Here is a 21,006-nt window from a genome sequence, read left to right on the forward strand (position 1 = left end):
CGCTGTGCGTACAGATGTAAGCACAGATGTGCGCTCTTCGGTGAACCAGCACAGGTGATCGTGGATTCATGTCGGACCCGCATGGCAGTATCGGTCCATGCGAGCCTCGCAAGGACGACTCTCCCCCGTGCGGAACAGCGAAATGCGGTACTCAGAAGTGCAGCCTTCAGACGAATCGCCCGATCCGGTTCCCGCGCCCGGGGGTGAGGGCGGGCCGACCGCGCTGCGGATGGTGCTCGGCGCCCGGCTCCGCAGGCTCAGGGAGTCCTGCGGCATCACCAGGGAGGGCGCGGGCGAGGCGATCCGCGGCTCGCACTCCAAGATCAGCCGATTGGAGCTGGGCCGCACCGGTTTCCGCGAGCGCGACCTGAACGATCTGCTCGCGCTCTACGGCGTCACCGACCCGGAGGAGTGCGGCGAGTACCTGGCGCTGGCCAGGCAGGCCAACGCATCCGGCTGGTGGCACCGGGACAACGACTGGCTGCCGAAGTGGTTCGACACCTACCTCGGGCTGGAGAACGCGGCCCGGCTGATCCGCGGCTTCGAGCCGCGCGTGGTGCCCGAGCTGCTGCAGACCCCCGACTACGCCCGCGCGCTCATCGCGCTGGCGCACCCCGGCGAGCCCGAGGAGGTGATCGAGCGCCGGGTCGCGCTGCGCATGCGGCGCCAGGAGATCCTGGACCGCGCGCACCCGCCGCAGCTGTGGCTGGTGGTCGAGGAGGCCGCGCTGCGCCGCCCGATCGGCGGCTCGATGGTCTGGCAGACCCAGCTGGACCACCTGGAGCAGGCGGCGGCGCGGCCGAACGTCACGGTGCAGGTGATCGCCGACCACGTCGGTGGCCCCGCGGTGGCCGAGAGCGGCTTCACCGTGCTCCGCTTCGCCGAGCCCGACCTGCCCGACATCGTCTACCTGCAGCAGCTGACCAGCGCGCTCTACCTGGACAAGCGCGCCGACCTGGACGCCTACCTCGCCGTCGCCAACCAGCTCTCGGTGCACGCCGCCCCGCCCGAGTACACCCCCGGGCTGCTCGCCGCGCTGCGCAGGCGGCAGCCGGAGATCCTGGACCGCCCCGCCGGTGGGCGGTAGCGACCCGTACCGGATACGAATAGATCATCTGTCGGGCGTCCGTGAAGCGAAGTACTCCGGCACCTGCCGGTTGCCGCTCCGCCGTGGCGGTAGCCCGTGATCATCGCCTCCCCTCGCCGTGCGTCCGCTCGGCTGGTTCTCGGAAAGCGAGGTCGCGATGGTCCCGACGACACTGCACGACTCCACCACCGCCCGCCGCAGCAACCGCGGCAGCGACAGCTACGACGGCATCGAGCCGCTGCTGGAACGGCTCGCCGCCATGGACGCCGGCGACCCCGCCCGCCCCGGGTTGCGCGAGGAGGTCATGCGCCGCTGTCTGCCGCTGGCCGACCACATCGCGCGCCGCTTCACCGGCCGCGGCGAGACCTACGACGACCTGCACCAGAGCGCCTCGCTCGGGCTCGTCCTCGCGGTCGACCGCTACGACCCCGCGCGCGGCACCTCCTTCGTCGCCTTCGCCGTGCCGACGGTGATGGGCGAGGTGCGCAGGCACTTCCGCGACCGCACCTGGGCGGTCCGGGTGCCGCGCCGGGTCAAGGAGACCCAGCTCGCCATCGGGCCGGCCGTCGAGAAGCTGTGCCAGCGGAACGGCCGGATGCCGACCGCCATCGAGATCGCGGTGGCGCTGAACCTGGATCTGGTCGAGGTCACTCAGGCCCTGCTGGCGGGCAATGCCTACCGCACCAACTCGCTGGACGCCGCGGCCGAGGACGAGGAGGGCGGCGGGCTCGGGATGCAGATCAGCGAGCGGCTCGGCGAGACCGACCCGGCGTACGGCATCTGCGACGACGCGCTCGCCGTCGCCCCGCTGCTGCGCGAGCTGAACGAGCGGGACCGGCTGGTGCTGCGGCTGCGCTTCTTCGAGAACTACACCCAGTCACAGATCGCCGCCGAGCTCGGCGTCTCGCAGATGCACATCTCCCGCATCCTCTCGCGCACGCTCGCCAAGCTCCGCGAGCGCGCGCTGCGGGATTGAACCGGCGTGTTTGCACCCGGCACCTCGGGGTATCGGCGCACGGTGGGCATCCGGGGCGCGGACGCGGGTTCGGTCGCACGGCGCACCCTGGCGGACGCCGCCGGGGTGCTGCTGGAGACCGACGACGTCGCCCTGGCCGAGCTGGAGCTGAGCAGGCTCGGCACCCCGCTGCGGCTCGGCGCCACCACGTCGCAGCTGCCGATCGGCGTACGGCATCGGGAGATCGGGCCGATCGGCTACAGCTCCATCCGGATCGGCGGCGATCTCGGCTACGACGCCGAGCCCTCCGGCTGCTGGACCGTTCTGGTGCTGCGCACCGGCGTGCTGGAGCCGCGGTTCAGCGATGCCGACGGGCCGCGCCGGGTGACCCCCGGCCAGGTGCTGGCGATGGAGCTGCCCGAGCAGCCCGCCGCCGGGGTGATCAGGCACGCGAGCTGGCAGCAGGTGCGGCTGCGCCCGGAGACGTTGGCGCGGGCGGGGGAGCGGGGCGGGCGGCCGCCGCGGCTCGGCGGGCACGACCCGGTGAGCCGGGCGGCGGCGGCCCGGCTGACCGCGGTGATCGAGCACATCGGCGCGGACGCGGAGTTCCTGAGCGGCTCGGCGCCGCTCGCCGGGGCAGCCGCCGACTACCTGGCCGCGGTCGTGCTGGAGAGCTTCCCGCGCCCCGGCTCCGGCGGGCCACCCGAGGTGGGCACGCACCCGGAGACCGTGCGGCGCGCCGTCGCCTACATGGAGAGCCATGCCCGCGACGACATCTCACTCGCCGATGTCGCGGCCGCCGCCTTCGTTTCGATCCGCGGCGTGCAGCTGGCCTTCCGCAGGCACCTGAACACGACCCCGGTGCACCACCTGCGCCGGATCCGGCTGGCCCGCGCGCACGCGGAGCTGGTCGCGGCCGACCCGGACTCCGGGTGCACGGTCGGCGCCATCGCCGCGGGCTGGGGCTTCTCCAATCCGGGCCGGTTCGCCATCGCCTACCGGCACGTCTACGGCTGCACCCCGAGCACCACGCTCAATCGCTGAACCCGCGATCCGGCCGGTTGGGTTCGCGGCTGTTCCGCCGGAGACGCTGAGCCGGGCGGCGGCGGAATCGCTCGCCGGGGTCAGTCCCGCAGTGCGCGGGCGTGCAGCGCGGCCAGCGTGCGGGACAGGATCCGGGAGATGTGCATCTGCGAGACCCCGAACTCGGCGGCGATCTGCGCCTGTGTCCGGTTCTCGAAGAACCGCAGGTACAGCACGCGCCGGTCGCGCTCGGGCAGCTTGCGCAGCAGCGGAGCGACGGCGAGGGCGTCCTCGCAGAGCTCGTAGGCAGGGTCGGTCGCACCGAGCGCCTCGGTGATGTTGGCGGAGACCGGCCCGCCGGCCGGGTCGTCGGCCGGGGAGTCGATCGGGTTGGTGCGGTAGGCCTTGCTCGCCAGCAGCGCCTGGGTGACCTCGACCGGGTCCAGCTCCAGCTCCAGCGCGATCTCCACCGTGGTCGGCATCCGGCCGGTGTGCTGGCTCAGCCGCTCCACCACCGGTCCGATGGCGAGCTGGGTCTCCTTGACCCGGCGCGGCACCCGCAGCGCCCAGGTGCGGTCGCGGAAGTGCCTGCGCACCTCGCCCATGATGGTCGGAACGGCGAAGGCGAGGAAGCTGGTGCCGCGTGCGGGGTCGTAGCGGTCGACGGCGAGGACGAGCCCGAGCGAGGCGCTCTGGTGCAGGTCGTCGTAGGTCTCGCCGCGGCCGGTGAAGCGGCGCGCGATGTGGTCGGCCAGCGGCAGGCAGCGGCGCAGGCAGAGCTCGCGCAGCGCCCGCCTGCGCGGGTCGTGCTCGGCGAGCCCCGCGAGCTCGGCCAGCAGCGGCTCGATGCCGTCATAGCTGTCCTGTCCGCGGTTCGCCCGGCGCGCGGGCGCGGCCGGGCGTTGGTGGGTCGGGAGCGTCATGGCGAACTCGCTTTCGGTGCCGGGTGCCGAGAAAGCGCGGAGGTGCGAGCGGTGTGCCCTGCCTACCGCCGGGCCGGACCCGGGCACCCGAGACACGCCGATTCATTTCGTTCTGCGGTAAGTGTCGCGGCTGTTCTGTTCGCTTTCGGTATTACCCGCAATCGTCCGGCAACTGATGCTTCGTTCGCCGGGGAGGCGGGCAGCGCGGGAACCCTGGGGTGATGCGGTATCGAGCGGCTACCGCTGCTGGCTGGCCCAGCGGGCCAGCACTACGGTGGCATCGTCCTGCAGCGCGCCGCGCTGGTGCGCGAGCACCGCCCGGATCAGCCTGCGCGCGGTCTCCGGCGGCGGGTGCCCGGCGGCGGCCTCGCGGCGCAGGAAGTCGATCAGCCTGGCCTCGCCGAAGAACTCGCCCGCGCTGTCCCGCGCCTCGATCAGGCCGTCGGTGTAGAGCACCAGCCAGTCCTCCGGCTCCAGGATCTCCTCGCCGACGGTGAGGTCGCCGGTGCCGAGCCCGAACGGCAGCCGCTTCCCGGCGGCCAGCGGCTTGACGATCCTGCCGTCCCGCATGATCAGCGGGGCCGGGTGCCCGGCGTTGACGTAGCGCAACCTGCCGGTCCGCAGATCGAGCTCCGCGAGCACCCCGGTGGCGAACAGCGAGCCGCCGAACTGCCGCTCCAGCGTCTCGTCGATCAGCCTGGACTGCTCGAACAGCCCGTGCCCCGCCTGCCTGGCCGACCGGTAGGCGGCTACGGCGGAGGCGGCGATGAGCCCGCTGCGCGGGTCGTGCCCGGCCGCGTCCAGGATCAGCAGCTGCGCGACGGTGTCGGAGAGCGCGTAGTCGAAGGCGTCGCCGTTGAGGTCGTTCCTCGGCTCGAGCACGCCGGTGACGACGAAGTTCTCCACCCCGGCGGTCAGGGGCGGAAGCAGCGACCAGATCAACTCGGCGGCCGGGGTGCGCGGCGCGCTGTGCCTGACCCGCTGCAGCGCGTCGCCGTAGGCGCTCAGCCCGGTCACCAGGTGGCCGAGCAGCCGGGCCACCCAGCGGCACTGGACGCGCAGCGCGGGATCGTGGAGCTCGTCGCCGTCGTCCACCCCGACGTCGAGCACGCCGAGCCGCTCGGTGCCGTCCAGCAGCGGCACCCACAGCCGGGGCTTCTCCCCGGCGTCGGAGGGCAGGATCCGCACCGTGCGGAAGGCCCGGCCCGGCAGTGTGGTGTCCACGTCGAGGGCGGTGTCGGGCGGGGTCCGGCCGGGGATGCCGGTGACCGGGTGCAGGAAGCGCTGTTCGTAGTCGACCAGGTAGACCGTCAGCCGCACGCCGAGTGCCCGGCCGGCGGCATCCACGATCTCCGGTAGCCGATCGGGTGCGGCCCGATGCGTGCCGTCGATCAGCTCGACCAGCGCCGCGAGCGGCGCGCTGCGCTCCTCGGCGTCGCGCTGGACGCGGCTGTAGCCCGCGCGCAGTGACCAGCTCAGCTGCTCGAGCCGTTCGTTGACGACGTGCGCGAGCATGTCGCGGTCCAGCGCGGGCAGCTCGCCGAGCCCGTGCGCGTAGGCATCCACCTCGAGGTAGCCGGCGTCGCCGCCGAGCGAGAAGTAGCCGAGCCAGAGATCCTCCGAGGAGAGCTTCGCGCCCTTCAGCGCCTGGACCAGGCTGTGCCGCTGGGCCCGGGCGCGGGCGGCATCGGATCGGTCGTTCATGCCCGTCACCGACGCCTGCGCGCCGTCGACGCGGCCAGCCGCTCGGCGACCTGCAGCACCGTCATCCGCTGCCGCTGCGCGGAATTCGCCAGGATCAGGAACGCGGCCTGCTCGTCGACCCCGTCCCTCGCCATCACGATGCCCTTGGCCAGCGCCACCAGCTCCCGGCTGCGCAGGCTGTCGGCGACGTAGGCGCTGACCCGCTCCGCGTTGGTAGCCGCCGCCCGGTGCGCCAGCAGCATCGCCGCCTGCGCCGCGAACATGGTGGCGATGTGCTCCTCCCGCGGGCCGTAGGCGAACGGCTCGGTGGCGTAGATCTTGATCGCGCCGAGCGCGCTGCTCCCGGTGACCAGCGGCGCGCTCAGCGAGGAGCGCAACCCCAGCTCCGCCGCGCTGCGCGACCACACCGGCCAGCGCTCGTCGGTGGTCAGGTCGTCGATCCGGATCACCACGCGGTCGGCCCACGCGGTCAGGCAGGGGCCACTGCCCAGCTCGTACTGGATGGCATCGGCCCGCCGCACGACCTCGTCGGTCGCGGCGGCGGAGATCCGCTCGCCCCCGGGATCGAGCAGGGAGATGCCCGCGCCCGCGGCGTGCGGAACCATCTCCGCCGCCAGCGCCGTGATCATCGACTGCGCGGTCTCGACCGTGTCGGCGGTCAGGAACAGCCCGGACATGCGGGCGAAGACGGCCGCGATCTGCTCGGCCGCTGGCCCGGCATCCACCCCGCTCCTGCGGTTCGGATCCTCCGGTGACATCGTCGCTGCTCCTCTCGTCGCTCGCTGCGGGCGTTGCTACCCGCGGATACCGCTGTCAATCCCCGGCGGCAAAGCCGTCCGGGCTCCGGGACGGGCAGTGCCGAGCCGCGTGATCAGCTTCGCAGGGTGCGGGCCGGCGGCTGTCCATAGCGCCGCCGATAGGCGGCGGCGAAGCGCCCGGGACTGGAGAAACCCCAGCGGAGCGCGATCGCGGCGACGGTCTGGCCGTCGCCCGCGCTCGCCGCGAGCAGGTCGGCGTGCGCGTGCTGGAGGCGGCTCGTGCGCAGGTAGCCGAGCGGGGTGGTGTCGTGGTGGGTACGGAAGGCGTACTGCAGCGCGCGCGGGGTGACCCCGGCCGCCGCCGCGATGTCGGCGACCGTGACCGGCTCCGCGGCGTGCGCGCAGAGGTACTCCGTCGCCCGGCCCAGTGCGGTATCGGAGGCCGCGGCACTGCTCGGCGCCGCCGCGGTCATGGTGGTGTTCGGGAAGACAGCGAGCGCGGAGGCGGCGAGCGCGGCGGAGAATTCGGCGGCGACCAGCGGATTGCTCAGCACCGGGTCCGGGGCGGCGAGTTCGCGGCAGGCCGTCCGGAACAGCCCGTTCCACCAGTGCGAGGCGGATTCGGAGACCGGCTGGAAGCCGAGGAAGCGGAAATCGCCTGCCGCGGTGCCGAGTTCGGCGGCCGCCTCGAGCACCGGGGCCAGCGGCAACCGCAGGCCGGGCAGGTCGACCCGGTCGGCGTCGAAGCGCAGCTCGGTGCCGAGCGGGAAGAGCGCGGCGGGACCGCCGGCGTACTGCCGGATCTCCCGGTCCGTGCCGGTGATGGTCATCCGCCCGGCATCGAGCCTGGTGACGAAGAGGTAGTCGAAGGGGTCGGTCTCCACTCGGTACCGGATGGTGGAGCTGATCCGATCGGTGGCGAGCAGCGTGTTGCTCGCGGTCGACACCGTCACCGCGGCGTCCGCGCCGACATCGTCGAATCGGGTGCGGTTGCCGACGTAGAGCTGCTCGAAGACCGCGGTGGCCGCGTCGGCGTCCGCGGAGCGGAACTCCGCGCGCCGGATCGGCAGCGCTGCCGGTGTTGCCACGACCCGCCCCTCCTGCCCTGTACCGATTGCGAGCACGGACATGACCACGGTACTCCGCGTGACCAGGTGGTCGTCCGAACCGGCGGGACGAATCGCGCAGCGGTCGGGTCGCCGGTCGGGACCGGATCGGCGATGCGCCCGCGGCGTGCTAACGGGCGGGGTCGGTGGTCGGTCGGCTCGCCGGCCGAGGGGGCGCCTCGCCCTGCCGCGCGTCACGCGCAGGGGGGAGCGTCCCCGGCTCGGTGTGGCGGATCCGCGCCACCGCGCTGGCGCTCAACTTGTTACCGCACATCGCTTCTCCTCCGGCAGTCGGGTCGCGCCGCGAATGCCCCGCCGCGCCGCCGCTACACCGCGGATCTCACCGCAGCAGGCGATCGTTTCCGGTGGTGTTCCGTGGAATGGCGGTTCATCGCGGCGAGCGGGAATCTGCTGGCCGATTCCCGGGCGAATGTGGCGGCGGAGTCGCACGGCCGATGACGGGTCGATGGGCAAGCCCCGCTCGATCGCGTTCGGGACCGAGGGTGGTCTGGTCGGCGAGATCAGGGACACCCTCGACCCGGCCGAGCCGTTATCGGCGCGCGCTGATGCCGTGGGTGAGGATCGAGGCGAGCTCGCGGTAGGCGGCGGCGTCGTCGAGGCCGGTGCCCGCCCGGACGCCGCCCTGCTGGATGCGCACCATCATGGTGGCGGCCAGCTCGGCGGCGAACGCGGCGTGCACGCCGCGGAAGTCACCGGTGGCGACGCCGTCGTCGATGAGCTGCTGCACCCGGCGGGCGGCGATCCCGGTGTTGCGCTCGTACACCGCGCGGGCCGGGGCGAAGGCGTCCAGGTCGGCCATGAAGCGCTCCGAGGCCACCGCCAGCGCCGTGCCGACCGCGGTCAGGTAGGCGGCGATCCGCTCGCGCGGTCCGTCGGCGCTCGCCACGCTCGCCTCCACGGCATCGGTCGCGCGCTTGAAGAAGTGCACCGTCGCGGCGGTGACCAGCTGCTCCTTGCTGCCTGCCAGGGTGTAGAGCGTGGACTTGGAGCAGCGCAGCCTGGCCGCGACGGCGTCGAGGGTCAGGTGCGCGAAGCCATCGGCGAGGAAGAGCGCCAGCAGTTCGTCGAAGAGTTCGGTGCGGCGGGCCGTCGCGAAGGCCGATGCGTGCTCCATGCGGAGATAGTACTGCGCGGCGTCTTGTAGTACTGTCCGCGACGGCAGTACTCTCGACTGATATCGAGTACTGATACCCGTATCGAGTTCGAGGAGAGCCCGTGGCCGTCGATCGACTCCTGCCCACCGACGAGGCGCGCGAGCTGATCGGGCTCACCCGCGATCTCGCGGACAAGGTCCTCGCGCCGATCGCCGACGCGCACGAGAAGGCCGAGACCTACCCCGACGGCGTCTTCGCCACGCTCGGCGCGGCCGGGCTGCTGAGCCTGCCGTACCCCGAAGAGTGGGGCGGCGGCGGCCAGCCGTACGAGGTCTACCTGCAGGTGCTCGAGGAGCTGGCCGCGCGCTGGGCCGCGGTGGCGGTCGCGGTGAGCGTGCACAGCCTCGCCTGCCACCCGCTGCTCGCCTTCGGCACCGAGGAGCAGAAGCGGCGCTGGCTACCGGAGATGCTCGGCGGCAGCACCATCGGCGCCTACAGCCTCTCCGAGCCGCAGGCCGGTTCCGACGCCGCGGCGCTCGCCTGCCGGGCGGTCGCCGCGGACGGCGGCTACCGGATCACCGGGGCCAAGGCGTGGATCACGCACGGCGGCATCGCCGACTTCTACAACCTGTTCGCCCGCACCGGCGACGGCTCCAAGGGCATCTCCTGCTTCCTGGTGCCGCGCGAGCTCGAGGGGCTGAGCTTCGGCAAGCCGGAGGAGAAGATGGGGCTGCACGCCGTCCCGACCACCTCCGCGCACTACGACGGCGCCCTCCTCCCGGCCGAGCGGCGGATCGGCGCCGAGGGGCAGGGGCTGCAGATCGCCTTCAGCGCACTGGATTCCGGGCGGCTCGGGATCGCCGCGGTCGCGGTCGGGCTGGCCCAGGCCGCGCTGGACGAGGCGGTGGCCTACGCGAAGGAGCGGGAAGCGTTCGGCCGCAGGATCATCGATCACCAGGGGCTCGGCTTCCTGCTCGCCGACATGGCCGCCGCGGTGGACTCCGCGCGCGCCACCTACCTCGACGCTGCCCGCCGCCGCGATGCCGGGCTGGCCTACTCCCGGCACGCCTCGGTCGCCAAGCTGGTCGCCACCGACGCCGCCATGAAGGTCACCACCGACGCGGTGCAGGTGCTCGGCGGCTACGGCTACACCCGCGACTTCCGGGTCGAGCGGTACATGCGCGAGGCCAAGATCACCCAGATCTTCGAGGGCACCAACCAGATCCAGCGGCTGGTGATCAGCAGGCACCTCGCGGGCTAGGGTGGCTCGTGCTCTCCGTCGCCTCCTGGAACGTCCTGCACCGCGTGCACGCCGAGAACTGGTACGAGGGAGTCGCGGCGCGCTGGCCGGACGAGGCCGCGCGGAACGCCGCCGTCGCCGAGCGGGTGGCCGCGCTGGACGCCGCGGTGATCGCGCTGCAGGAGGTCAGCGGCGACCAGCTGGCCGCGCTGCGCGCGATCGCCGGTGATCGGGCCGTGCACACGCTGCGCTATCCCCGGGTGCCGCGGCCCAAGCGCGTGCCGACGGTGCTGCGGGACCGCGACGAGTACCTGGTGATCCTGGCCGATCCGGCGAGCGTCCCGGTCCTCGGCGAGGCGTTCGGCGACGATCCGGGCAAGGGCGCGCTGGTGGTGCGGGTCGGGGAGTTCACCGTGATCGCCACCCATGTCACCGGTGACGGGCGCGGCCCCGGCCAGCTGCGGGCCCTCGCCGACCTCGCCGCGGCCGGGCCCGCGGTGCTGCTCGGCGATTTCAACGCCGACCGCGCGACCGTCGCCGCCGCGCTCGGCCCCGAGTTCGCCGTCGCCGAGCTGCCGCCGGAGCTGCCGACCCGCCCGCACCCCGACGGCCTGCGGAAACCGCAGTTCATCGACCACATCGTCACGCGGGGAGCGGTCGCGGCCGGGGTGCGGGTGCTCGACTCCGCCGGGCTCTCCGACCACAACCCCGTGCGCGGTGTGGTCAGCGCAGGGTAGCCGCGTGCCCGAGGATGGCCGCCTGCGCGGTCTGCCAGGCGAGCGAGGTGGTGTCGAGGAAGTCGGCGTGCCCGGAGCCGCGCAGGATGTGCAGTTCGGTGCGGCGGCCCGCGCGCTGCGCCGCGGTGATGTAGCGGCGGCTCTGCTCCGGGGAGACCACCCGGTCGGCATCGCCGTGCACCGCGGTGAGCGCGACCCCGACGGCCAGGTGCTCGATGGGGGAGGCCAGGTGGTAGCGCTCCGGCACCTCCTCCGGCGCGCCGCCGAGCAGCCCGCGCACGAAGCGGTCGCGGCCGTTGCGCGCCGCGAAATCGAGGTCGAGCACGGCGGCCATCAGCGTCGCGCTGCGCACCTTCAGCTCGGGGTCGAGCGGCTGCGCGGCCACCCAGGCCGCCAGGTGCCCGCCCGCCGAGTGCCCGGCCAGGTGCACCCGGTGCAGGTCGAGCGTGTCGCCGACGCGCTCGCGGACCGGGCCGGCCAGCGCGTTCACCGCGTCGCGCACATCGTGCAGCGTGGTCGGCCAGCCGCCCGCGCCGTGCACCCGCCGGTACTCCACGTTCCACACCGCGACGCCGTGCGCGGCCAGCGCCACCGCCTGCGGCGCCGACTCACCGAGGTTGCGGTACTGCGACCAGCCGCCGCCGTGCACCAGCACCACCACCGGGAACGGCCCCTGCCCCACGGTCGGCAGGTACAGCTGCCCGAAGGTGTCGGCGGCCGGGCCGTAGTCGATGCGCACCGGCGCGCCACCGGCGGGCAGCTCGCCCCCGACCGCCGCGGGCGCCTCCGGCTCGCTCGGGCCGTACCCGAGCACCAGCGCGGCCCCGGTGAGCAGCCCCGCGACCAGCACCCGCCGCCGACGCACGCTCACCACCAGTTCAGGACGGGCTGCAGCTCCCGGCCGAGCTGGCCGGCCAGCGAGCGCGAGTAGCTCGCGGTCAGGTGGTGCTCGTCGTGGTAGACGAGCACATTGCCCTCGACCACCGCGCACGTCTCCGGCTCGCAGACGGCGTCGGTGAGGTCGATCGGGAAGACCGCCGGGTAGTGCGAGGCGGGCTCGAGCAGCGGGTTCACCTCGTCCAGCGCGGCGCCGCGCGGGATGCCGCAGCTCAGCCGGTCGCCACCGCCCGCGAGGCAGTCCACCGCCTTGTAGCGGACGGCGTCGCGGCGCAGCCACGGCGTGTCCCGGATGGTGATCGTGCGCAGCCCGCGGTCCGAGAGCGCCGACCAGACGTCGAGGTACTCGGCCGGGGTCTCGTCGCCGAGGTCGGCGCGCGGGCGGGTGCCGGTGGTGAAGACCCAGTCCGGCGCCTCGGCGCCGAGCCGGTCGATCACCTCGCGCGACCAGTCGCGGCAGTCCGGGATCGGCTCGCCCTTGTAGGTGATGTTGTCGTCGAGCGTGAGCGGGCAGCCCATCTTCAGGTACACCTGGATCCGGAAGGAGTGCTCCGCGGCCAGCACCTGCAGCGCCGGCAGCCAGTGCTCGGCGTGCGAACTGCCGACCACGGCCAGGGTGCGCCCGGCCGCCGGGTCGCCGTAGACGCAGCTGACCACCTCGCGGGTGTCCCAGTCCGCGATGCAGCCGTCGTGCGTGGGCGGCGGGCCGTCCGCGGGCGCCTCGAGCAGGGTCGGGCGCATTCGCATCTCCGGCACGGCCGCGCCCGCGACCAGCGCCTCGGCCCCCGGGTAGAGCCGCGCGTCCAGCGCCTCGACCGCCGAACCCGGGTGCAGCCGTTCGGTGATCACCAGCCAGCCGCCGCTCGCCACCAGCACCGCGCCCGCCAGCACCAGCACGCCGCCGCGCCCCCGCGCCGGAGCGGCCGGGGCGGCGGCCGCGCGCTCGCGCAGCGGCTCCTCGATCCACCGGTGCGTGATCCAGGCCAGCGCCAGCGAGACCCCGATGATCACCAGCCCGTCGCCGAACCCGGCCCGCGGCTGGCCCCGATCGGCCAGGTAGAAGATGAGGATCGGCCAGTGCCACAGGTACAGCGGGTAGGCGATGTCGCCGAGCCGGCGGGCCGTGCGCGAGGCGAGCAGCCGGTTCGGCCACGGCCGCTCCGCCGCCGCGAGCCCGTTGCCCGCGATGATCACCGCGGCCGCCGCACCCACCGGGAGCAGCGCGGCCGGGCCGGGGAAGCGGTTCGCGCCGTCCAGGATGAACCAGCCGCAGCCGACCACGCCGAGCACCCCGGCCACCGCGAGCACCGAGCGCAGCAGCCGCGGCGGCGCCAGCACCGGGGCGAGCAGGATGAGCGCCGCGCCCGCGCACAGCTCCCAGCCGCGGGCCAGGCTGTCGTAGTAGTTCCAGCCCTGCGCGGTCGCCGCGCCGCGGGTGGCGTGCAGCAGCGAGGCGAGCATGAGCACCGCGACGATCGCCAGCAGCGCGGCGCGCACCAGCGCGGCCCCGCCCCTGCGCCGGGCCACCCAGGCCACCGCCGCCACCACGAGCAGCGCGGCCAGGTAGAACTGGCCCTGCACCGCCATCGACCACAGGTGCTGCAGCGGGCTCACCGACGGGTCGGCGGCCAGGTAGTCCGACCAGGACCAGGCCAGCTGCCAGTTCTGGTAGTAGAGGAGCGAGGCCAGCGTCTGCGCCGCCAGCGTCGACCACTGCGTGTACGGGCGCATCGCCACGGCGGCGACCACCACCGCCGCCAGCACCACCACCAGCGCGGGCAGCAGCCGCCACGCCGTGCGGCGCAGGATCGCGCCCGCGCCGAGCGGCTCCGGGCGCTCGGCGCGGCGCAGCAGCAGCCCGGTGAAGAAGAACCCGGAGAGCACGAGGAACACGTCGACGCCGCCGGATACCCGGCCGAACCACACGTGGAACACCACCACCAGCGCGATGGCGACGCCGCGCAGCCCGTCCAGATCCTCCCGGTACCCGGCCTTGCGCGCCGCCACCGGTGCGGCCCCGGCGATCGCCGGCGGCTCCTGGCGTGTGCTCACGGCACCTCCCTGGTCGGGTTCGGGTTCGGCACACGCCGAGTTATCTCTTCCGATTATCCCCGGTCGGAACGTAAGCACTTGCGTCTCCCCCGGGAGGAGGCCCCAGGGTGGAGCACATGGACGATGCACCACTGCTCCCGATCGGCGAGCTGGCCCGCCGGACCGGTCTCACCGTCAAGGCGATTCGGTTCTATGCCGATCGCGGCATCGTCCCGGCGAGCGCACACAGCCCGGCCGGGCACCGGCTCTACGACTCGGACGCGGCCGCCCGCCTGCGTCTGGTGCGCACGCTGCGCGCCCTCGACATCGACCTGGCGACGGTACGCGCCGTGCTGGCCAGGGAGATGTCGGTCGCCGAGGTCGCCGCCACCCACGCCACCGCGCTCGATACCCAGCTCCGGACGCTGCGGCTGAACCGCGCGGTGCTGCGGGCGGTCGCCGCGCACGGATCGAATGCCGAGGAGATGGAGATCATGCACGAACTCGCCCGTGGCTCGCAGGCCGAACGCCGCCGCCATCTCGACGACTTCATCGACAGCGCGTTCGGCGGCGTCGACGCCAACCCGGCGCTGGTCGAGCTGTTGCGCGCCACCATGCCCGATCTGCCCGACGATCCCGCGCCGGAGCAGCTGCGCGCCTGGGCCGAGCTGGTGGAGCTGGTGCGCGACGCCGAGTTCCGGGCCGCGGTGCGTCGAATGGCGGAGTACCAGGCGGCCGAGCGCGCGGCCGGGGACGATACCGGGTTGCACGGCGAACTCGGTGCCGCGGTGGCCGAGAAGGTCGGTGCGGCACTGGCCGCCGGAGTGGCGCCGGACTCCGCGGGGGCCGCCGCGATCGTCGGCGAATTGGCAACCCGCTATGCGGGCACTTTCGGCCGGGCCGACGACGCGGCGCTGCGTAGCTGGATCCTGGAGCGGCTGGCGGTCGCGAACGATCCCCGCACGGTCCGCTACTGGCAACTGGCGGAGATCGTGAACGGCCTGTCGCCCATGCCGGACCTCGCCCCGGTCTTCACCTGGTTCGCCGCGGCACTGCGATCGTCCCTGGCAGGCTGATGCCGTGCGCATCGTGGCCGGAATCATCGCCGCCCTCTCCGGGGCGTTCTGGCTGCTGTGCGGGTACCGGGTGCTGGAGTCGCGCTTCGCGACCGACCCGGCGGTCGACCCGCACGGCTACGCCCTGATCTTCGGCGCGGTGCTTTCGCTGCCCGCCGGGCTGGTCTGCGCGCTCGCGCTGCCTGCCCGGGCGCGGCGGATCGCGCTGCCGGTCTACGCCGTGGTGTCGGTGCTGCTGCTCGCGGGGTGGTTCACCGCCTGAGCGGATACGACACCGGCCCGGAGGCGGTTGCCTCCGGGCCGGTGCGCGGGAACGGGAATCAGCGCTGGCGCCAGCTCATGGGGCCGGGCAGATCGATGCTGTTCTTCTTCGTGCGGGAATTCCACGACCATCGGCCGATCTTGATCCCCCACGAGGACATCCCGTTCTGGGTGAAATTGAACTTCAGCGGCCCGAAGGACTTCCGCTGACGGTAATTGATGGGCATGGCTACCTCCCTGGTCGCACTGTGGATAGCCAATCTTCGCCGACCGAAACGGGTTTCGCCCGGCGGAAATTTTTTCCGGTGCGGCGATGAGTTCTCCGGCCGGGCTCCGTCGTATGTGATGACTCCCGCACCGACCCGAAGGATCCGAGATGACCACCGCCACCGCCTCCGCCGCCCCGACCACCCGCCCCGGCACCGTCCGAAACCGCGTGCTGTGGACCCTGCAGATCCTGCTCGGGATCTTCTTCGTCGTCGCCTCCGGCGCGCCCAAGCTGATCATGCCCGGCGCGCTGAGCGAGAACGCCTCCGCGAACCTCTCCATCCCGTTCGCGCTGATCATCTTCATCGGCGTCGCCGAGGTCGCCGGCGGCATCGGCCTCATGGTGCCCAGGCTGAGCGCGCTCGCCGCCGCCGGGCTCGCGGTGCTCACCGTGCTCGCCGCCGGCACCCAGGCCTTCATCGCCGACAAGCCGGGCATGGCGCTCTTCCCGCTGGTGCTCGCCGCGATCTTCGCCTGGATCGCCTACGAGCGCCGCGGCACCGTCGCCGAGCTGCGGAACTCGCTCTCCCGCTGAACCGTTCGCGAGCAAGGCCGGCGATCACCCGATCGCCGGCCCATGGTGGATGGCTCCCGGGGTCAGCGGTCGTTCTGGACGCGCCACCGCGAGAAGCGGCGCTCCAGCGTGACCAGCAGGCCGTTGAAGGACAGGCCGAGCAGCGAGATGGCCAGGATGCCCGCGTACATGTTCGGGATCTGGAAGTTCTGCTGCGCGGCGGTGATCAGGTAGCCGAGCCCCGCCCGCGCCCCGACCATCTCGGCGGCGAGCAGCACCAGGATCGAGCCGGCCGCGGCCATCCGCAGCCCGGTGAAGATGGAGGGGATCGCCGCGGGCAGGATCACCTTCTGGAACAGCCGCAGCGGGCTCAGCCCGAGCGAGGCCGCCGACTTGATCAGCAGCGGATCGACCGTGCGCACCCCGGTGATGGTGTTCAGCAGAATCGGGAAGACGCTGGCGTACACCACCAGCGCCACCTTCGAGGTCTCGCCGATCCCGAGGATCAGCACGAAGACCGGGAGCAGCGCCAGCGCCGCGGTGTTGCGGAAGAGCTCGAGGATCGGGCTGAGCAGCTCGGCCACCGGCTTGTACCAGGCGATGGCGATGCCGAGCGGCACCGCGATGGCCAGCGCGAGCGCGAATCCGCTCAGCGAGCGGCCCAGGCTCGCCTCGACGTGGATCCACAGCTCACCGCTGGTCAGCAGCTCGGCGAAGGCCCGCGCGACGGTGCTGAACGGGGGAAGGAACACCTCGTCCACCAGCCCGGTGCGCGGCGCGACCTCCCACAGCGCCAGGAAGGCGACGATGGCGAGGAGCGGCTTCACCACCCGCCACAGCGTGCGGAGCACCGGCGCGGCGACCCGGGCGCCGACACCGCGGGTCTCGGCCGCCGGTCCGGTGCCGGGCACGGCCTCGGTACCGGGATCCGGTGCGGAGGCGGCGGGCGCGGTGCCGGGCTCCGGTGCTGCTGCGGACTCCGCCGCGCGGACGAGTTCGGCTGCGCTGGTCATGGCTTCGGCCTCTCGGTGTTCTGGAGCTCCTGGTCCTCGGCGCGCTCGACCTCGCTGCGCAGCAGCGACCAGAGCTCGTGCCGGTAGCCGCGGAAGGTCTCGGTGGAGCGGATGTCCTCGCCGCTGTCCCGGTCGAGCTCGACCTCGACGACGGCCTTGATCCGGCCCGGCCGCGAGGTGAGCACCGCCACCCGCTGCCCGAGGTAGACGGCCTCGTCGATGCCGTGCGTGATGAAGAGGATGGTCTTTCCGGTGGCGCGCCAGATGCGCAGCAGCTCGTCCTGCAGTGCCTCCCTGGTCTGCGCGTCGAGCGCGGCGAAGGGCTCGTCCATCAGCAGCACCTCGGGGTCGAAGGCCAGGCTGCGGGCGATCGCGACACGCTGCTTCATGCCGCCGGAGAGCTCGTGCGGGTAGCGCTCGCCGAAGCCGGTGAGCCCGACCAGCTCCAGGTAGCGGTCGGCGATCTCGCGCCGCTCTCTCCTGCGCAGCCCCTTGGCCTCCAGCCCGAACTCGATGTTGGCGCGCGCGGTCCGCCAGGGCAGCAGCGCGTACTGCTGGAAGACGATCCCGCGGTCCAGCCCCGGCCCGGTGACCGGGGCGCCGTCCAGCAGGATCTGCCCCGAGGTCGGCTTGCTGAGCCCGCCGAGCAGGTCGAGCAGGGTCGACTTGCCCGACCCGCTCGGCCCGACCAGGACGAGGAACTCGCCCGCGCGCACGTCGAGGGTGATGTCGTCGAGCGCGGTGAACTTCTCCGCCGACCCGCGCACCGAGAACTGCCTGCCGACCCCGCTCAGCGCGAGTTTGGTCGCGGTGCTCACTGGGCGAGCACCTCCCCGGCCGGGCCGCTCGCGGGCTGGTAGGTGCCGTTGGCGTAGGGGTTGAACTCGTTGGTGAACAGGTCGGTGGCCTGTAGCCGGCCGTCCTTCAGCTCGCCGTTGCGGACCAGCCAGTCGATCCAGATCTGCAGCTCCTTCTCCGCGATCACCGCGCCGGGCACCGGAAGGCCGGAGCTCTTCCAGTACTTCAGCAGCTCGGTGTTCTCCTGGCGGCCGCGCTTGTCGATGATCGCGGCGAACTTCGCGACCACCTCGTCGCGCGGGGTCACCTGCAGCCAGCGGGTGGCGCGGGCGGTGCCCTGCACGAAGTCGGCGACGGCATCGCGGTTCCTGTCGATGAAGTCGTCCCGGAAGACGTAGGTGCCGTAATCGAACTCGCCGAAGATCGCCTTGTCGGTGTAGAGCGGGCGCAGCCCGCCGCGCTCCAGCGCCGTGTCCCGGAAGACCGAGCCGAGGGTGCCCACATCGACCTGGCCCTTGCGCAGCGCGTCCTCGGTGCTGGCGGGCGGCACGACGACCAGCTGCACCTGCTCGATCTCCGCCTCGGAGAGGCCCTGCTGGTGCAGCCACTCCCTGGTGATGAACTCGTGGTGCGCGCCGAGCGTGTTGACCGCGACCTTCTTGCCGATCAGGTCGCGCGCGGTGGTGATCGGCGAACCGTCCAGCACGTAGTACCCGCTGAACGACTTCTCGTCCGCGCCGTAGGAGCTGAGCACCGAGGTGACCTTCGCGCCGCCGGAGATCAGCTTCACCACCGCGCCGTTGAAGGCGCTGCCGAACTCGACCTGGTTGGTCGCCGCCGCCTGGATGTTGGCGGGGCCGCTGGTGGTGTCGCCCTCCCACCGCAGCGAGATCTTCTCGAAGTAGCCGAGCTCCTGGGCCAGCTCGAACGGGGTCACCTGGCCGGTCTGGCCCTGGTAGCGCAGCACGGTCTTGCCGTCGGCGGTGGTCGTCGCGGTGGAATTGCCGCAGCCGGTCAGTACCGAGAGCCCGGCCAGGGCGGCGAGCGCGGCGGCCGCGATTCGTTGTCTTGCGGTGGAGAACATGGCTGTTCCTTCGGGGAGCGGGCACGCCGGGAGAACGGGGAGATTCCCGGGGTGAGAAAGCAGGGGAGGGCGCGGGAATCAGCGCCGACAGGTCCCGTGCGGGGTGCGCATCAGGTCGACGGCGCGGCGGCGGATCAGTGCGGTGCGAGACGACACGTCGGCGCCTTTCGTTCGAGGTACGGGGGCTGTCCGAGCTTCATCGTGGTCGAAGCGGTTCAGCTGGTGGATGGCGCGCTCGACGGCCTGGGAGCCGGTGCGCGTCTGGTCGGTGGGGGCCATGGCACCGTCCTCGGGTCCGGTTGCGCTGTGTCACGGTGAACTTTTCCGCACGGCCCCACCACCGGCAATCGTTCGACGCGGGCTGCGCACAACCCTCGGCGTCAGGTGATCAGGTAGGCCTGTGCCGCGGCGGCCGGGATCGCGATCGCGGCGGCCGTCGCCACCGCGACGTGCGCGCGGCGGTAGTGCGTGGTGAGCACCGCCGCGAACTCGCGCAGGAACGCCGCCGGGATGAAGTACAGCGCCGTGCGGGCACCGGCCACGTGCGCCCGCACGCCGAGCCTGCGGGTCAGTGCGGCTGCCCGCAGGACGTGGAAGTTGCTGGTGACCACGGTGATCCGCGCGGTATCGACGTCGATGCCAGCGTCGCGCAGCAGCGCGAGGCTGTTGCGCAGGTTCTCCTCGGTGTTGCGGGATTCCCGCTCGCGCACGATCGACTCGTCCGAGACGCCCGCCCGGATCAGATAGGTGGCCATGGCGTCGGCCTCGCTCAGCGCCTCGTCGCTGCCCTTGCCGCCGGAGGTGACGAGCAGCGGGCCGCGGCCGGCCGCCGTCTCGGCCCGGTATACGCGCAGCGCCCGCTGCAAGCGGGAGGCGAGCAGCGGGGTGACCTTGTTGCGGTTGAGTCCGCAGCCGAGCACCACGATGGCGTCCGGGCCGGTGTCGTCCGGGAGCTGGTCGTAGACCACGGCGTGCCCGGCGAAGGCGAGCAGGTGCGCCAGCAGGTACACGCCGGCCAGCGTGGTCGCGGTGGCGACGATCAGGAGCCACGGCGGCACCTCCGGCCCGCGGCGCAGTGCGAGCGCGGCGGCGACCGGGAGGACGAGCAGGCCGATTCCGGCGAGCACCGGGGTCAGCGTGATCGGCCGGACGCCCTCGTGCAGCATGACCGCGATTCCGTTGCCGAGCAGTCCGAGTCCGGTGGCGAGCACCGCGAGCAGGAACAGGCCGGCCACCACCAGGGAGGCGGTGTCGAGCACGGCGGGGGCCGCCACCCGCGCCGCCGCCGTTGCCGCGCCGACGAGGACCAGTGAGAGCGCTACCAGCAGCAGGAATCCGGTGGAGAGGCGCCGGGGTTCGCGGCGCATCCGGACCGCACCGAATACCGCCGTCGCCCAGCCCGCCACCAGCAACACCACAGGGTCCACCGACCGCCTCCTCCGCTTTCCCCGGGCTGTATACCCAGAACCGCGGCGATACCATGGCGCTGTGTTCCTGTACTTCCGCGCGGCCGCGGTGCTCCCGATTTCGCGGCCGGAGTTCGTCGCCGTGCCGGCCCGGCCCGCCGTCGGTGCGTGATGGTCGACCTCGCGCACACCGTGGTGCCCGGTGTGGGCACCCCGCTGGTGTTCCTCGGCTCGATCGCCTCGGACCGCAGCATGTGGCAGCCCCAGCTGGACGAGCTCGGCGGCCCCGCGCTCGCCGTCGACCTGCGCGGGCACGGCGGCTCACCCGCTCCCGCCGGGCCGTACACCGTCGCCGAGCTGGCCATGGACGTGGTCGCGCTGCTGGACCGCACGGGGATCGACGCCGCCCACCTGGTCGGGCTCTCGCTGGGCGGCGCGGTCGCCCAGTGGATCGCGGCCCACCGACCGGAGCGAGTCTCCGCGCTGAGCCTGTTCTGCACCGCCGCCCGCTTCGGCACGCCCGCGATGTGGGCCGAGCGCGCCGCGCTGGTCCGCCGCGACGGCACCGCGAGCCTGGCCGCATCCGCCCTGACCCGCTGGTTCACCCCCGGCTTCACCGCCGCGCACCCGGAGATCGCCGCCCGCTGCACCGCCATGATCTCCGGCACCGACGACGAGGCGTACGCCGGATGCTGCGCGGCGCTGGGGGAGTGGGACGGCCGCGCCGACCTCGCTCGCATCAGCGCGCCCACCCTGGTCGTCGCGGGCGCCGATGACCCGGGCACCCCGCCGTCGGTCGTCGCCGAGGTGGCGGACGGGATCGCCGGCGCCGAGTTCGTCGTGCTCGACGACGCCGCGCACCTGCCGACCCTGCAGCACCCGCGCTCGGTCTCGGCGCTCATCGCCCGGCGCTACGGGAACGCCGGCTCGACCTGCTGATCGGCGTCCAGGTGCGGGGCGGGATCGCCCTCGGCGCGGGTCGGCCACCACCTCCGGGTCAGCTCCTCCGCG

22 protein-coding genes are annotated in these 21,006 nt (G+C 73.0%); 9 read left to right on the forward strand and 13 right to left on the reverse strand.

The window, feature by feature from the left end; translation table 11 throughout:
- Positions 1-229 precede the first annotated feature (229 nt).
- The 3 genes from LTT61_RS31545 (at position 230) to LTT61_RS31555 (ending at position 3,086) form a co-directional block, all read left to right on the forward strand.
- Positions 230-1,087 carry a helix-turn-helix domain-containing protein gene (locus LTT61_RS31545; protein ID WP_233021269.1) on the forward strand — a complete coding sequence of 286 codons (858 nt, stop codon included), beginning with the start codon at positions 230-232 and terminating at the stop codon, positions 1,085-1,087.
- 157 nt (positions 1,088-1,244) lie between these two features.
- Complete coding sequence (locus tag LTT61_RS31550; RefSeq protein WP_233017648.1) at positions 1,245-2,063, forward strand: SigB/SigF/SigG family RNA polymerase sigma factor; 819 nt, start codon at positions 1,245-1,247, stop codon at positions 2,061-2,063.
- Positions 2,064-2,105: 42 nt separating this feature from the next.
- Entirely contained in the window at positions 2,106-3,086 is a 981-nt protein-coding gene (locus LTT61_RS31555) for a helix-turn-helix transcriptional regulator (RefSeq protein ID WP_233017649.1), read from the forward strand.
- 80 nt (positions 3,087-3,166) lie between these two features.
- Here the strand turns inward: LTT61_RS31555 and LTT61_RS31560 are convergent, their stop codons facing one another.
- From LTT61_RS31560 to LTT61_RS31580, 5 genes are all read right to left on the reverse strand, one after another.
- Entirely contained in the window at positions 3,167-3,988 is an 822-nt protein-coding gene (locus LTT61_RS31560; RefSeq protein ID WP_233017650.1) for a SigB/SigF/SigG family RNA polymerase sigma factor, read from the reverse strand.
- Between the two features lie 237 nt (positions 3,989-4,225).
- Positions 4,226-5,692, reverse strand: a complete 1,467-nt coding sequence (locus tag LTT61_RS31565) for a PP2C family protein-serine/threonine phosphatase (protein ID WP_233017651.1) — start codon at positions 5,690-5,692, stop codon at positions 4,226-4,228.
- A gap of 5 nt (positions 5,693-5,697) precedes the next feature.
- On the reverse strand, positions 5,698-6,450 hold the full coding sequence (locus LTT61_RS31570; protein WP_233017652.1) for a GAF and ANTAR domain-containing protein: 753 nt from the start codon (positions 6,448-6,450) through the stop codon (positions 5,698-5,700).
- A gap of 113 nt (positions 6,451-6,563) precedes the next feature.
- Positions 6,564-7,538 carry an AraC family transcriptional regulator gene (locus LTT61_RS31575; RefSeq protein WP_233017653.1) on the reverse strand — a complete coding sequence of 325 codons (975 nt, stop codon included), beginning with the start codon at positions 7,536-7,538 and terminating at the stop codon, positions 6,564-6,566.
- A gap of 568 nt (positions 7,539-8,106) precedes the next feature.
- Positions 8,107-8,691 (reverse strand): TetR/AcrR family transcriptional regulator, encoded by a 585-nt coding sequence (locus LTT61_RS31580; RefSeq protein ID WP_233017654.1) that lies wholly within the window; start codon positions 8,689-8,691, stop codon positions 8,107-8,109.
- 101 nt (positions 8,692-8,792) lie between these two features.
- On the opposite strand from LTT61_RS31580, the gene LTT61_RS31585 reads away from it, so the two are divergent.
- Both LTT61_RS31585 and LTT61_RS31590 read left to right on the forward strand, forming a co-directional pair.
- Complete coding sequence (locus LTT61_RS31585) at positions 8,793-9,932, forward strand: acyl-CoA dehydrogenase family protein (protein WP_233017655.1); 1,140 nt, start codon at positions 8,793-8,795, stop codon at positions 9,930-9,932.
- An 8-nt stretch (positions 9,933-9,940) separates the two neighbouring features.
- The gene (locus LTT61_RS31590; RefSeq protein ID WP_233017656.1) at positions 9,941-10,648 is read left to right on the forward strand and encodes an endonuclease/exonuclease/phosphatase family protein; all 708 of its coding nucleotides are present in this window, start codon (positions 9,941-9,943) and stop codon (positions 10,646-10,648) included.
- On the opposite strand, the gene LTT61_RS31595 is transcribed toward LTT61_RS31590, so the two are convergent.
- Together LTT61_RS31595 and LTT61_RS31600 are read right to left on the reverse strand one after the other, a co-directional pair.
- The gene (locus LTT61_RS31595; protein ID WP_233017657.1) at positions 10,635-11,522 is read right to left on the reverse strand and encodes an alpha/beta hydrolase family protein; all 888 of its coding nucleotides are present in this window, start codon (positions 11,520-11,522) and stop codon (positions 10,635-10,637) included. The two genes, LTT61_RS31590 and LTT61_RS31595, sit on opposite strands and share 14 nt — an antisense overlap.
- Positions 11,516-13,597 (reverse strand): acyltransferase family protein, encoded by a 2,082-nt coding sequence (locus tag LTT61_RS31600; protein WP_420094720.1) that lies wholly within the window; start codon positions 13,595-13,597, stop codon positions 11,516-11,518. Before LTT61_RS31600 ends, LTT61_RS31595 begins: the two co-directional genes overlap by 7 nt.
- Positions 13,598-13,713: 116 nt before the next feature.
- On the opposite strand from LTT61_RS31600, the gene LTT61_RS31605 reads away from it, so the two are divergent.
- Positions 13,714-14,652, forward strand: coding sequence for a MerR family transcriptional regulator (locus LTT61_RS31605; RefSeq protein WP_233017658.1), 939 nt, complete (start codon positions 13,714-13,716; stop codon positions 14,650-14,652).
- 4 nt (positions 14,653-14,656) lie between these two features.
- A complete protein-coding gene (locus LTT61_RS31610) occupies positions 14,657-14,914 on the forward strand; it encodes a hypothetical protein (RefSeq protein ID WP_233017659.1) in 258 nt (85 codons plus the stop codon).
- A gap of 58 nt (positions 14,915-14,972) precedes the next feature.
- Here the strand turns inward: LTT61_RS31610 and LTT61_RS31615 are convergent, their stop codons facing one another.
- Positions 14,973-15,140: a DUF4236 domain-containing protein gene (locus LTT61_RS31615; RefSeq protein ID WP_233017660.1), complete on the reverse strand. Its 168-nt coding sequence runs from the start codon at positions 15,138-15,140 to the stop codon at positions 14,973-14,975.
- A 149-nt stretch (positions 15,141-15,289) separates the two neighbouring features.
- Between LTT61_RS31615 and LTT61_RS31620 the strand changes: the two genes are divergently transcribed.
- On the forward strand, positions 15,290-15,715 hold the full coding sequence (locus LTT61_RS31620; protein ID WP_233017661.1) for a DoxX family protein: 426 nt from the start codon (positions 15,290-15,292) through the stop codon (positions 15,713-15,715).
- 62 nt (positions 15,716-15,777) lie between these two features.
- On the opposite strand, the gene LTT61_RS31625 is transcribed toward LTT61_RS31620, so the two are convergent.
- The 5 genes from LTT61_RS31625 to LTT61_RS31645 all read right to left on the reverse strand — a co-directional run bounded on the left by LTT61_RS31625 (position 15,778) and on the right by LTT61_RS31645 (position 20,016).
- A complete protein-coding gene (locus LTT61_RS31625; protein WP_233017662.1) occupies positions 15,778-16,707 on the reverse strand; it encodes an ABC transporter permease in 930 nt (309 codons plus the stop codon).
- Entirely contained in the window at positions 16,704-17,525 is an 822-nt protein-coding gene (locus LTT61_RS31630) for an ABC transporter ATP-binding protein (protein ID WP_233017663.1), read from the reverse strand. Before LTT61_RS31630 ends, LTT61_RS31625 begins: the two co-directional genes overlap by 4 nt.
- The gene (locus LTT61_RS31635) at positions 17,522-18,589 is read right to left on the reverse strand and encodes an ABC transporter substrate-binding protein (protein ID WP_233017664.1); all 1,068 of its coding nucleotides are present in this window, start codon (positions 18,587-18,589) and stop codon (positions 17,522-17,524) included. The genes LTT61_RS31630 and LTT61_RS31635 overlap by 4 nt, the downstream gene beginning before the upstream one ends.
- A 78-nt stretch (positions 18,590-18,667) precedes the next feature.
- Positions 18,668-18,868: a hypothetical protein gene (locus LTT61_RS31640; RefSeq protein ID WP_233017665.1), complete on the reverse strand. Its 201-nt coding sequence runs from the start codon at positions 18,866-18,868 to the stop codon at positions 18,668-18,670.
- Between the two features lie 101 nt (positions 18,869-18,969).
- Positions 18,970-20,016, reverse strand: coding sequence for a YdcF family protein (locus LTT61_RS31645; RefSeq protein WP_233017666.1), 1,047 nt, complete (start codon positions 20,014-20,016; stop codon positions 18,970-18,972).
- Between the two features lie 150 nt (positions 20,017-20,166).
- Here LTT61_RS31645 and pcaD point away from each other — a divergent pair, with 150 nt between their 5' ends.
- The gene (gene pcaD, locus LTT61_RS31650) at positions 20,167-20,934 is read left to right on the forward strand and encodes a 3-oxoadipate enol-lactonase (protein ID WP_233017667.1); all 768 of its coding nucleotides are present in this window, start codon (positions 20,167-20,169) and stop codon (positions 20,932-20,934) included.
- Positions 20,935-21,006 lie beyond the last annotated feature (72 nt).

Source organism: Nocardia asteroides (assembly GCF_021183625.1).
Taxonomy (GTDB): domain Bacteria; phylum Actinomycetota; class Actinomycetes; order Mycobacteriales; family Mycobacteriaceae; genus Nocardia; species Nocardia asteroides_A.